This is a genomic window from Thiocapsa sp., assembly GCF_035467215.1.
Lineage (GTDB): Bacteria > Pseudomonadota > Gammaproteobacteria > Chromatiales > Chromatiaceae > Thiocapsa.
In genome coordinates, this window is the sequence record NZ_DATITZ010000298.1 from 1 (window position 1) to 12,953 (window position 12,953).

At 65.9% G+C, this 12,953-nt stretch carries 11 protein-coding genes; all 11 read right to left on the reverse strand.

The window, feature by feature from the left end; genetic code table 11:
- A partial coding sequence (locus VLR48_RS16545; protein WP_325292844.1) for a glycosyltransferase occupies window positions 1-1,079 on the reverse strand: 1,079 nt, incomplete at its 3' end.
- Between the two features lie 183 nt (window positions 1,080-1,262).
- Entirely contained in the window at window positions 1,263-2,792 is a 1,530-nt protein-coding gene (locus VLR48_RS16550; protein WP_325292845.1) for a hypothetical protein, read from the reverse strand.
- Window positions 2,782-4,437: a hypothetical protein gene (locus VLR48_RS16555; RefSeq protein WP_325292846.1), complete on the reverse strand. Its 1,656-nt coding sequence runs from the start codon at window positions 4,435-4,437 to the stop codon at window positions 2,782-2,784. Before VLR48_RS16555 ends, VLR48_RS16550 begins: the two co-directional genes overlap by 11 nt.
- A gap of 178 nt (window positions 4,438-4,615) precedes the next feature.
- Window positions 4,616-5,992, reverse strand: coding sequence for an O-antigen ligase family protein (locus VLR48_RS16560; RefSeq protein WP_325292847.1), 1,377 nt, complete (start codon window positions 5,990-5,992; stop codon window positions 4,616-4,618).
- A 30-nt stretch (window positions 5,993-6,022) separates the two neighbouring features.
- Window positions 6,023-6,637: an acyltransferase gene (locus VLR48_RS16565; RefSeq protein ID WP_325292848.1), complete on the reverse strand. Its 615-nt coding sequence runs from the start codon at window positions 6,635-6,637 to the stop codon at window positions 6,023-6,025.
- 40 nt (window positions 6,638-6,677) lie between these two features.
- A complete protein-coding gene (locus VLR48_RS16570; RefSeq protein WP_325292849.1) occupies window positions 6,678-7,688 on the reverse strand; it encodes a glycosyltransferase in 1,011 nt (336 codons plus the stop codon).
- A complete protein-coding gene (locus tag VLR48_RS16575) occupies window positions 7,685-8,743 on the reverse strand; it encodes a glycosyltransferase family 4 protein (RefSeq protein WP_325292850.1) in 1,059 nt (352 codons plus the stop codon). Before VLR48_RS16575 ends, VLR48_RS16570 begins: the two co-directional genes overlap by 4 nt.
- On the reverse strand, window positions 8,740-10,857 hold the full coding sequence (locus VLR48_RS16580) for a GumC family protein (RefSeq protein WP_325292851.1): 2,118 nt from the start codon (window positions 10,855-10,857) through the stop codon (window positions 8,740-8,742). Before VLR48_RS16580 ends, VLR48_RS16575 begins: the two co-directional genes overlap by 4 nt.
- Before the next feature lie 61 nt (window positions 10,858-10,918).
- Entirely contained in the window at window positions 10,919-11,803 is an 885-nt protein-coding gene (locus tag VLR48_RS16585) for an SLBB domain-containing protein (RefSeq protein WP_325292852.1), read from the reverse strand.
- A 210-nt stretch (window positions 11,804-12,013) separates the two neighbouring features.
- Complete coding sequence (locus tag VLR48_RS16590) at window positions 12,014-12,355, reverse strand: STAS domain-containing protein (RefSeq protein ID WP_325292853.1); 342 nt, start codon at window positions 12,353-12,355, stop codon at window positions 12,014-12,016.
- A 91-nt stretch (window positions 12,356-12,446) separates the two neighbouring features.
- Window positions 12,447-12,836 carry an Hpt domain-containing protein gene (locus VLR48_RS16595; RefSeq protein ID WP_325292854.1) on the reverse strand — a complete coding sequence of 130 codons (390 nt, stop codon included), beginning with the start codon at window positions 12,834-12,836 and terminating at the stop codon, window positions 12,447-12,449.
- Window positions 12,837-12,953 lie beyond the last annotated feature (117 nt).

The following is a 12,953-nucleotide window of genomic DNA, read 5'->3' on the forward strand; positions in this document are numbered from 1 at the left end:
AGGCCGACCGCCGGGTCGACGATCTCCGCCGGTCCGCCGAAGTCCACGGCGATCACCGGACGGGCGCAGGCCATGGCCTCCAAGAGCACGGCACCGCCGGACTCGCGCACCGAGGGCAGACAGAAGACATGTGCCGCGCGGATCTCCGCTGCCACCTCGGGGGGCGAGAGGTTGCCGGTGAAACGCACCTGCTCGTTGAGCCCGAGCCGCACGGCCTGCTCGCGCCACTCGCCCGACAAGGGTCCATCCCCGACGATGCAGAGCCGGATCGGCATCTCCGGGGCAAGCCGCGCGACCGCATCGAGCAACATGCCAACCCCTTTGAAGGGCACCAGACGTCCGACGAAGACCAACCGCAAGGGCTCGCCCGCAACACCCGGCGCGGTCGGCCAGGGTGCCGCCGGAAAGGTCTCCAGCTCCACCCCGTTCTCCAGCACCGGTACGCAGAGGTGATGGTAGCGGCGCGGGATGCCGGCGACTGTCGAACGCGTCGCAGTCAGGATAGCCGCCGCATGACGGGTCCCGCCGGCCAGTGCATCGACGACCCGCCCGAGATGGCGCACCGGGTAGAGCCAGGCCGAGTCCGCACGGAGGATGTCGCGGAACCCGGGCGGCAGGCCCAGGTTGCCGTTCCAGGGTCCAAGCACGACGGGCAGCCCCAGACGGTGGAGGCGCGTGGCCGCGAGCGGCGAGACCGGGGTCGGGGCATGCACGATGTCCCAGGGCATGCCGTCCCGTGATTCTGTCCGGGCGATGCGCAACGCCTCGCGATCGTAGACATAGAAATCCAGCGAGGAGACCAGGAAGACCGCATGCTCGCTCTTGGGGAAGATCCGCGAGGCGACCCGATACAGCGGGCCGGCAAACCACTCGGTATCGACATAGAGGATGCGGCCTTCGCCCACCGGCCCGCCGGCGCCCTCGATGGCCGGGCGGTTGCGGACATGGGTGAGCAAGGTCGTCGGGAGCCTGCGGGCGAGCCGGCTGTACCAGTGCCAGCCGATCTGCGAGACCGAGCCCATGCCGGGGCCGCATTGGTAGGCGGACAGCAGTAAACGCGGTCCTTGTGCTGCAGTCATGAGCCTGCCCCTTCCGCCTTTGTTGTTCTCATCCTTCCGTCCGGTCAGTGTAAAACGCGCCCAGAGCAAAATGCGTCATTCTCGTTTTGTGTTCAGCGTCGGAGACGTCCTTGATCTCGGCGAGACACGGTTTAGATCACTTTTCGATCGGCACCCTGCCTCCGGTGCACTGCGGACGCTCGTTCAGGTCAATCCGCGGAGATAAGACGCGACACGCGTGTGAATCGGCAGCAGAAGAGCCCCGCCGGAGGTCGAATCGCCGGGGACCGGCGGTCGAATGCCGTCGAGCTCTTCCCAGCGTCGAGCGAGATAGCTGAACCACAACGCCGGGGCCTCGCCGGTAGGAATCCGCATGCCCACCAGATAGTTGCCGAGACAGCGGCGTGCGAGCGCCTTTGGGGCGCGAGCTGAGCACAGCAGATAGGCGAGGTCGCCGAGCGGGATGCCCTCGAAGGTCGAGGAGCCCCAGTCGAGCACACGAAAATCCGAGCCGTCGGCGCGTGTCAGACGCGTGTTGTAGATGCCGAGATCGCCGTGCTCGAGGACCATGGGGAGAGACGGTGCGAGCCGCTGCAGGTCATCCAGTGCAGCCTCGGCCCTGTGCTGAACGCTACGGGGCAAGATGCCGCGCGCCACCAAGCGCTGCAGAGGTGCGACGTGACGGGCCTCGATGGACACCCGCTCGGGCCGCTGTCGGGTCGTGAGTCCGACCGCTGCCAACCAGTCGGCCATGGCGAGACAAAATCGCGTACGGGCCCGCAGACGCCAGCGGATCCCGAAAAAGGGGTGGGTCGGCTCGTAGGTATAGGCGAGTGCCCAGCGCCCCGCCACTACGGCGGAGTCGGTCGGGCGGATGACTCGGGCGGCTTCGGCCGGCCCCAATGCTCGCTCGATGCGATCGAGCTGCTCGGCCTCGGCGTGCAGGTGCTGTCCGCCCGGAAAGCGCGCGGCCTTGATCAGGCGACGAGGACGTCCGTCTTCGTCCAGGCTGAAGGCCAGGATCGGGTTGCCGGGCCCGAGGCGACCCGAGGCCAACAGCCAACGCTCCGGAGGCGTCGAGCGGATGGCATCGTCTCCGATGGACGCCAGGGCCCCGCGCAGGGCGGCGAGCAGAGTCGGGTGCGGCTCGCCGCCATCGCGACGATAGAGCGCAATCCCGTGCTCGGGCAGGAGTCGAGCAGCCGCCCCCGGCGACAGCCGCGCGCGCAGACCTGTCGCGGATCGCGAGGGAAAGAGCCGAAGGTCACGCGCGGCGGCCCGCCAGCCGGCGGGATTATCGGGGATCAGCACCCGGAAGGCCGGCCAGTCCGGATAGGCTCGCCAGCGGCCGACCGGTGTCAGATCGGGCGGCATCGCGTCGGCGTTCCAACCGAGGAATCGGCACAGGACACCGCCCGGTCGCAGGTGACGTCCGGCCGTGATCTCGTCGGAGAAGACAAGGTCATAGGTGCCCTCGGGCGCCTCGATTCGGCGCACGCGCTCGGGTGCCGCAAGGGCTGCCATCGCCGCGAGCGTCGTCTCCTGCAATCTGTCGTGCGGCGGCTCGACGACCAGGTCGATCATGCCGAGCTCCCCGGCGAGATGGGGGAGAAAGCCCGGCTCCCGCGCACCGAGCACCAGGGTGCGGATCTCGGGCCCGAGCGGAAGGAGCAGCTTGAAGTCGGCGAGACGATAATCCTCGACGCGCGCCGAGGCCCGCAGATCAGTGCTCATTCGGATGCCCTCTCTTGGGTTGACGTCGAGCACCGCCGAAGCGTCCGACCAAGCCCCCGACCTTGCCGGCGACATAGTCTTTTTCGCCCGAATCGAGCTGGAAGAACCACAGCATGGCGGCCTGGAGTGCGCAGTAGGCGATGCCGGCAACCAAGACCAGCAGGACACTGCCCCAACGGTCGTCGCCGACCGACTCGACCCAGGGTCGAGCCAGCATATAGAGGGCGAATCCGGTCAAATAGGGCCAGAGACCGGGCAGCAGGGCGCCACGCACGAAACGGGACTGATCCAGCGCAAGGAACCGATTGGTATAGGCCATATAGATCAGCGCACTCAGGATCATGGCCAGGGCAACCGCCAGGGTGATGACCACCACATCGATCCCGAAGACCAGGAAGCCGGCGCCGACCAGGATGATCACCAGCGCAAGCTGCGACAGCGGGTAGATCAGCTCGCGCGCCGGGATGCCCATGCCGCGATAGATGTTCGAGGCCGGGCCGGTGAGGACGTTGAGCTGGAAGGGCAGCGTGAAGCAGGCCAGGATCAGCGGGGCCAAGGCAAGCTCGGGATTTGGACCCAGCCAGGCGACCATCAGCGGCGCGGCAAAGGCGGCCATGAAACCCATCATGAAGCCGGTGACCAGATTGATGTAGCGCGCGCCCTTGAGATAGAGCCCGATCAGCTCTCCACGGCGCTCCTGCGTGTGCATGTAGGAGGTCGCCGGCAAGAAGACGGCATTCATGGAGGAGGGGATGGATGTTGCCATCACCGGGAACTTCTGGGCGACGTCGAAGAGTCCGGTCGCCTGCACATTGATGCAGAGCCCTGCGATCAGCTTCTCGATCGAGCGCAGGAACATGCCGAGGAAGCCCGAGAGCTGCACGATCCCGCCGTAGCGGTAGAAGAGCGCGAGATCGGCCCGGTTGAAGCGCCGCAGCGAGATCCTCAAACCGGGAATCCCCCGGAAGCAGAGCCAGACGTTGAGTGTGATCGACACCGCATAGCGGATCGCGAAGGCATACAGCAGGCCGTAGACGCCGAATCCGGCGATCAGGAAGATCACGACCAGCAGGGTCTCGAGCAGGAAGGTCCCGACCCAGACCTGGTTCTGCTGCACGATCCGTTGCAGGCCGGTGAGGACATAGGCAAAGGCGCCCCAGCTCAGCTCGAGCACGAAGACGGCCGCGCTGCCGAAGATGAGCACGAACGCCGTGTCCTGAAGCTCGGGCGAGACCGAGAGGGCCTCGATCAGGGTCGGCAGTCCGACCCAGAGGATCCCGAGCGCCACGACGCCGACGAGGCTGACCACCGTCAAACCGGTCGACAGCAGATCGCCGATCCGGTGCTCCTCGCCTTGGGCGTGATACTGGGCGACATAGCGGATGTAGACGTTGGAGACCCCGAAGGCGCTCATCCCCAAATAGCCGATGAGGATGAAGCACATCGCCCAGATGCCGTATTCCTCCAGGCTAATATAGGCCAGTGTGATCGGCGGGAGAAAGAAGCGGGTGACCAGATAGAGGAGCTTGGCCCCGATCGAGCTGAAGATGTTGCGGCTCACCAGGCGGTTCATACCGCCCGCGTCGAGCGTCTCGCCACCCGCGGCGACAGGGGTGTTGTCCTTGGGTGCAACGCTGTCCGTCATGGCTGTCGGCTCGCTGTGCTGCCGCCTCGGTGATCCGGCTCGGTTGCCCTGAATCCCTGTGCTGCTGCCGATGTCGGTGTCGGTCGCCCGAGATCCGTTCCGTACCGGAGTCGCCGTCCGGACGCGACCCTGGCTGCGGACCTAAGGATACATGATGCCGACGGCGTCGAGAGGTGACTCATGTCATGACTCGGCGGAACCGATGGGCCGGCGTCGGCTCGGGCGGCGGGGCGGTTTCCGTGCCGATGCCTTCCACCCCGGAGTCCATATAGGCGATGCCCCAGCCGGTGATCAGGAAGAGGAGCGGAACGGTCTGCAGCCCGAGGTAGACGGTGGCGATCGAGAAACCGATCGCCAGATAGAGGCTCGCCAGGGTAAAGGCCAGCGAGCTGCCGCGAGGCTCGGCGAGCGGTTGGCGCATCCCGTGCGCGGTCAGACGCACCAGCATGATCAGGATGATCGCGAGTAGGCAGGCCAGTGCGACCAACCCATGCATCAAGAGCAGCAGGAGATAGTAATTGTCGATCGAAGGCATGCCCGGAACCTTCGGCCAAGCGGTCAGGCCCCATCCGAACCAAAGCTTCTCGGCGGCAATCTCGGAGTACTCGGCCAAGAGCTCCCAACGGTAGGCGGCCGATTCCTGGGCGACCGTCTGGGCACCCTCTCTCCCGACCGAGACATAGTCGAGGAACCAAACCACACCGGGCACCCCGACGAAGACGAGGAACGCAATGACGGCACCGATCGCCGCGACCCGTTGGCGCGAGCGCCCGATCATCACCAGCATCGCCGCCAGGATGGCCCCGATCCAGGGGCCGCGCACCATCGTCATGATGACGCCTGCGAGCAGTCCGAGGGTGATCAGCCGGCCCTGGCTGATCGGTAGCCAAGGGGCGAAGCGGGGTTTCGGCTCCCAGGCGCCGCTCGATTCCAGCCAGCGCTGGAGCCGGTAGCCGATCACCATCACGATCCCGGCCAGGATGGCATGGCCGTAGGGGCCGGCGACCCGTGCGAAACCCCAACGAAAGGTCGTAACCCAGCGCGCCTGACCGGGAAAGAAGGGATCCAGGATCATCCGCCAGGGTGTCGTGCCGAACCGAAACTCGTAGACAGAGACCGCCGAGATGATGAAGAGACAGACCACCAGGATCTTGGCGAACCGGACCCGATTCCCGGCGGACTCGATCAGGCTCTTTGCGAAGATGTAGGGCAGCACCACCCAGGTCAGCATGTTGAACATGAGGTTCTGGGCGTCGCTGTAACCCGATGCCCGGTACTCGGAGATGCTCGCGGCGAGCGCGAAGCCGTAGACCAGAAGGTCCATGGTGTGAAAGCGGAACCCCGGCATTCCGCGGGCGAAGAAGGCGACGGCGGTACCGACGGCAGCGGCTTGGCCGAAGGTCGGGTCCGGCAGCCCCGGGGCGTTCCAGCGATAGTATTCCGGCAGCAGGAGCATGGTCGGGAGATAGATCATCAGGAACGCCGCGTGGGGTCCGCGGGTCAGTCCGATCCAGGCTGCCAGAAAGCCCGGAATCAGCGCGATGATCGCCAGCACCGGTTCGGCTCGCTCGGGCGGGGAGGGGTGTTACCTCGACGGCTCGACCGCTCGAGCCGTCGAGGCCGTTTTCACCACGCGTGCCGGAATCCCGACCGCGACCGCGCCGGCCGGGATATCTTGGGTCACGACGGCGTTGGCGCCGACGACGGCGCCGTCGCCGATCGCCACGCCGGGCAGCACGGTGACCCCGCGCCCGATCCAGACCTGGCGGCCGATCTCGATCGGACGGCTCTCATGTCCGGACCAACGCAGCGCACCCTCCGTCCCGGTACGATGGTTGGCGTCGCGGATGCTTGTGTATTCGCCGATCATGCTCCCCTCGCCGATCTGGATCCGTTCGAAGGCCACCAGATGGACCCCGCGCGAGATCACCGCCTCGTCGCCGATCCGGATCTCGCCCGTCCCTTGGGTCTCGAGGTAGAGGCCGGGGTAGAGATAAAGCTGGCGGCCCAAGCGGATGTTGCCGGTGCCGTGGATCTCGGGGACGCCGAGGACGACGACCGAAGGATCCAGCGGAGGCGTGATCCGCTCGCGTAGACGCGCATGGCTCCAAAGGCGTCCGAGCGGCTCCAGAACCCGACGTCTCAGCCCGGCGAGGGGAGTCAGCGCGGCAACCGCGAGACCTTTTATGCCTGTGTTCATCGCTTCTCCTCCGCCGCGCCCTGATGGGTCGACACTCGCTCTACTTGTACTCGATCAGACGCCGTCGGCGTCCGGAGCGACGATCGCGGTAGTAGCTCAACTGGCCGATCAGAATCGGGATTTGCTGCAGGTGCGAGTGCACCCCGTAGAGCAGCCGGGTGACCAGGCTCGGATCCTTCCACTCCACACGTCGCGCGGTGCGAACGATGAGGCCCAGGTAGAAGACCGCGGGCAACAGCAGCGGCCAGAGGTCCTCTTCGACGACGGCGAGGGCGATCCCGCCAAGCGCGGCAAGGATCAGGATGGCCGCGTGGATTCGATTGCGACGCACCTCCGCCGACCAGAGTGGATAGTCGCTGTCGCGGAAGCGAGAGGCAACCTCCGCATAGGCATGGCCGGCCCGCTCGGCGCGACGCCAATACTGTTCCCAGCGCGTGATCGCCAGGTCGTGAAGGGTCATCGGCTGGTCGATATGCTCGATGCGGTATCCCAGCGTGCGCAGCCGCTGACAGAGTTCCGGCTCCTCCCCGGCGATCAAGCGCTCGTCGAACCCCTTTACCTCTTCCAAGGCGGCGCGGCGCATGAGTGCATCGCCGCCGCAGAACTCGCTCGGACCCGGCGGATAGATCCAATCCAGATCCAGCACCCGGTTGTAGATCGACGCCTCCGGGTGCAGCTCGCGACGGTGCCCCCAGACGACGGCGACGTTCGGATCCTTCAGCAGCGGCAGGGCGCTCGCGACGAAATCCGAGTCAAGGATGGTGTCGCCATCCAGAAAGAGGATCACCGGCGCCTGCGCGGCCCGCCACCCGGCATTACGACCGAGCGCGGCGGAGGGCCGTTGCGGATGCACCAGGATGACCTGCGCCCCGAGTGCGCGGGCCCGCTCGGCGCTGCCGTCCTTGGAGTCCGAGTCCACATAGATGATCTCGATCCGACCGCGGACCCCGCGAATCGCCTGCACGGAACGCAGACAGCGCATGAGGCGCGATCCTTCGTTGCGGCCGATGACGACGACCGAGAGGGCACAGCCTGATCCGTTCGGGTTCATGTCTCGACTCCATTGAAAAGCCGCCGATAATCAGCGATTCGCGCCGCGGCGGAAAAGCGCGTCGCCAGTTGCCGATCGGCACCCGCGACCAAGCCGTTGAGTGTGTCGCTGTCTGCGCAGCGCATGGCCGCGAGACGGTGTGCGAGTGCGTCGGCGTCGTCGGCGCGAAAGCGCAGGCCGCTCACCCCGTCGTCGACTAAGGCGCCGGCGCCCCCGCTGTCCGGGACCAGAACGGGTACGCCGGCCGCCATCGCTTCGAGGATCGCAAGCCCGAAGGGCTCGACGGGGCACAGATGCAGTAGCAGGTCGCTGCGGGCAAGCTCGCCAGGAACCTCATCGGAGAAGCCTGCGAAGGTGACGTTCGGATGCGTCTTTTCGGCCCGCCCGCGCAGGACGTCCAGATCCCATCCGGTGCCGAGGATCCGAAACGCGAACGCCCTCGGTTCCGGATGACGGTCCAGACAGTCCAACAATAGATCGATGCGCTTGATCGGATCCACGCGCGAGACGATCAGGACCTGCCGGATCCCCGGGGTGTCGAAGGGCGCACGTCGCGGGCGCGAGGCGACATCCTCGGGGCTCAGAAAATTCTCGATGACTTGGATCCGCGAGGCTCGAACCCCGTTTGCAATCAGGCGCTCGCGCACATAGTCGGAGACCGCGACGAAACGGATCCCGGCATGATTCAGGAGTTTCTTGCGTCCGTAGCTGTCGCGTTCGTCGGTGCCGCCGTGGACCATGTGGATATGGACGCCGGGCCGCCGATAGAGGGCGTTGAGCGCAAAGAAGAGGAGCGAGTGCGTGACCGCCGTCGCGGCGAAGGAGACCTCTCGGTGCGCCGCCAGCTCGCGACGAATCAGGGCGGCGAGATCCCGAGGCCCCGCAAAGGCGACACCGGGTAGCCCGCGTCGAGCGGATTCCGCGAGCGCCGGCCCCGGCGGCGCGCACAGCAGCGGCTCGACGTCCTCGCGCAGCCCCTCGAGCGTTGCCAAGGCCATGCGCTCGGTTCCGTAGAGATTGCCGCTGTGCAGGGCGTACAAGAGCCGGGGCTTCATGTGGGTGCTCCATTGCGTCCGTGTTGTGTCTTCGCGAGAAGCGACCTTCGATATTCCTTCAGGATGGCCCCGTAATAGCCGCCGCCCAGAAAGACCGTAAGACCGGTCATGATCAGGCCCACGGCCGGAGGCGATGCCTTCTCGAGCCGAGCGGCGGAGCCCTTCACCTCGCCGATCTGTGCCAGCCGTGCCCGCACGACCAGCCAGGTCGCGTCGCAGATTCCGGCCAGATATTCGGTGTCGGCGGAGAGTCGGATAGGTGCCGCGTCGATGAGCACCATGTCGTAATCGGCGTCCAGGCGCTCGAGGAGTCCCCGGAGATGGCGACAGTCGCTCAGTTGACCCTCGTCGGACCGGCCGGTCCCGATTCGGTCGGGCAAGGTCTCGTCTCCCGGCACGATCGCCGAGGAGGGCTCGAGATCCTGCTCCAGGATGTCCAGCAGGCCGGGGCGTTCGGGTGTTGTTCGGTAGCGCGGGTCGGTGACGAATAGATTCGCCTCGACGACCAGGGCGCGCAACCCTTGTCGCTCGAGCTCACGCGCCAAGTCGAGCACGATCGTGGTCGCACCGCAACCGTGGCGGACCGCCGTGACAAGGAGGCGGCGCACCCCGTTTGTGTCGCGCTCGCGTCTCAGTGCAAGGGCGAGCCGTCGCATCTGATCGCCCAGCAGCGCTCGGTAAGCAGGATCCGAGGAGGGTTCGAGAAAGGCGGCCAATGGGGGAAACCCCACGAGCGATTGCACCTGCCGACTCGTCTGGACACGCCGGTCGAGCAGATCGACCGCGATCGCCGCAACCAGCCCCAGGATGCCGCCGAGCGCGGCGAAGATCACCGCGAGCTTGGTGCGCCCGCCGCTCACCGGCAGGATCGGCGGCATGGCCCAGGTCGAGACGCGGAGGTAGCCGGGTGCGCTGGCCTCGATCTCCAGGAACTCGACCCGATCGTCGATCGCGTCCAACGCCTTGCGCTCGCGTGCGATCTCGTTGCTGACGTCCAGCGCATCGTTGTAATGGGTGGCAAACCAGGCGGCCTGTTCCTGTTGCTCGCGAAGCTGCGCGCGCAAGACCTCCTCCACTGCGGCACGCTCGCGCACGCGCGCCCTGCGCTCCTCCAGAAGCATCGCGGATTTCTCGGCGATCAACTGCGCCGAGGCGCTCTTGACCTCGTTTTCCAGATCATCGAGCTCGCGCTGCGCGATGCGTCTGACAGGATGGTTTTCCGTCAGTCCGGTGGTCTGCTCGAGGACCTCGCTGCGTCGCTTGTAGAGATTGGCCTTGAGGCTGTTGAGTCCGGGATCCTTCGAGGCCAGCTCGCTCGCCGCCGAGGTCAATGCCGACCGGGCCGCCTTGCCGCCTGTTGCAGCGTCGTAGGTCGCCAGCTCCGCAGCCGCCGAGATGCGCGCGCGCTCGGCTTGGAGCAGAGCGCTCGTGCTTTCGATCAAGAGGGTATCGTAGGGGTTGAGCGCGCCCTCGACGAAGGTGGTGACACCCAGTGTCTGCGCCAGCTCGCCGCGTCGCTCCGTGAGCGCCTGGATCCTCAGCACATGCGCCTCGCGTCGTGCCGAGAGGACCTCGATGCGATCCTCGCCGGCATAGATCTCCTCCCTTTTCGCCTTCTCCAGGTAGACCTTCACGACGCTGTTGACGACCTCGTCGAGCCCGTTCGGATTCTCCGACTCGAGGCTGACGGTAATCAGATAGGTATCGCGGACATCGCGCACTTGAAGTTGCTGCTGAAGACGTTCGGCGGCCTCCCGATCGGATTCGTCGGGCTCCTGCCAGAGGCCGAAACGGCGATCGCCGAGCCGCGCGAGTGCCTCGAGCACGATGTCGTACCGATTGATGGTGCGCGCCTGTTGCTTCATGAACTGCTGAAACTGGGTGAAGGACTGGAATTCCAGCTCCTTGGAGTCCTCCAGGATATTGGCGAACCGCGGTGCGACATAGATGACGGCCGTGGCGCGATAGACCGCGGTGCCCTTGATGTAGGCGACATAGGTCCCGCCGATTGCGACGATCAAGGCAACCAGGACGACCAGGAGCTTGTGATTCCAGATGCTGTTGAGCGGCTGGAAGGCACCTGAGGAGACCGGCTGGACGGGCGGTGCGCTCACGGAGGGGCCTCCGCCTCGTCGCTCGTCCGATGCGGCGTATGGCTGTAGACAAGGCGCCTGGTCATTCGCTGCTCATCAGCTGATTGATCATCAAAATCGAGCTGAACGGATTGAAGTTTTCCAGGATATAGCCGATCTGCGAGACACCGCTGCGCGGGACATAGACGATGTCGCCCTCCTTCATGGCGACGTTCAGGCCCGGATCCGGTTTGAGGATCTCCATGAAGGAGAAGTTGAAATTGACCCGGTCGGCCGGTCGGATGACATGAATCCGATTAAGATTCGCATCCCGCGTGGGACCGCCGGCCTGGCTGATGGCATCCAGGAACGACATCTGGGGCGTCAGGCGATAGACACCCGGGGTCTCGACCTCGCCGAGGACATAGACAGGTGTGTCGGTGGAATCCGGGATGTAGACGATGTCGTTGCGCTGCAATCGGATGTTCAGCGACAGGTCGCCGGTGAGCAGGCGCGCGACATCGACCCAGAGAATGCTGTCGCCGCGAATCACGGCGCAGCGCGTCAAGAGCTGCTCGGGACGCAGAAGCGGCAGGCCGCCGGCTTGGGCCAGCGTTTCCAGTAGATTCGGCGGGGTGTCGAACTGCAGGACGCCGGGATTCTCGACACGCCCGAGGACCACGATCCGATTCGAGCCGTAGCGTGTCACGCCGACCGTCACCGACAGGTCGAGATAGTAGGGTGCGAGCGCCTCGACCACCCGAGAGGCGGCTTCTTCGCGCGTCAGACCGCCGATGATGACCGGGCCGGCAAAGGGTATCGTGATGATGCCGTCGGGACCCACCAGGTGCGGCCCCGAGATCTCGGGGCGGGCCGCCACCGAGACGACGAGCTCGTCGCCGGGACCAAACCGATAAACCGGCTCGCCGGCTTGCTCGAATTGCTTGAGGAGCTCGAAGCTCGATGCCTCGATCCGGCGTTCGGGCACTTCGAAATCGGATGCTGCCGAGGGGGTGGGCCCGGGGACGATCTCCCACGCACCGCAGCCGCTCAGGATGGAGGCCCACAGTAAGGCAAGTCCGATTCGGATCACGCGATGCGAAAGTGGGCGCAGGCGCCGGAATCGGCCCGATCGCCCGATCTCGCTTGCGTGTTTGATCTCCTTCATCCCGACGGGTGTGTTCCCGGCACTTTCGATCTAGCCCATTCGCGCGGCGGCGACCTCTGCGTCGTCGAAGATCTCGAAGACCTGCTGGAGGCGAGTCAGCTCGATGAGCGCCCGCACGGATGGCGTGAGTCCGGCCAAGGAGACGTTGCCGCCGCTGCCGCGCGCCGCCTTGAGTGCGGAGATCAACACCGAGAGGCCGCTCGAATCGCAGAAGGTTAGCCCCGCGAGGTCGAGGACGAGGCGCGCGTCACCCCGCTCCAGAACCTGGAGGATCTCTTGCCGAACGGCCGGTGCCTCGGCGGCGGTCAAGCGTCCGGCGATGGCGACGCTGTCGACGTGGCCGATCTTTCGATGGGTAACGGTTGCCTTCATCCTCGTAAGCTCCAGCGGTCGGGCAGTGGTTCTTGCCTCGGGATCCGTGCGTGTGCAGGACGCCTGCCGAGCAGGTCGTCGTGCGCCCGAATCAGGTCGGCGTCCATGGTTGGGATCCATCCTCGAGACATTTCTCCAAGGTCTCCTTGGCGCGGACGAACTGGACGTGGGCCTCGGCCGCCTCCGCGGCTGCGCCGTCGAGGACCCCCGAGCGACCGAGGGCCTCCAGATGCTTGGCACGATCCGAGAGGGCCAACGCGCCGAGGGCCGCCGAGCTCGACTTGAGCGTATGGGCAGCCCGGTAGACCGAATCGGCATCGCCCCGGGCAATGCCTTGATCCAATTGATCGATCAGGTCGGCTGAATCCTTGAGGAAACGCCGCACCAAGTCGGGAAAATCAACCTCCATCAGATCACGGATGTCTTCGAGGACGGTTGTGTCGATGACGGTTTCGATCCGATCTTGTCCTGAACCTGACATGCTGTCCATCCGGTACTGTTGTGGGCTTGGCGCGAGACACCTAGGGCGCCGTGTGGGCGATCCGAGGTCCTGAACCGGACCGATCTACTCGGCCGCTCGCGGACCCGAGGCGTCTCG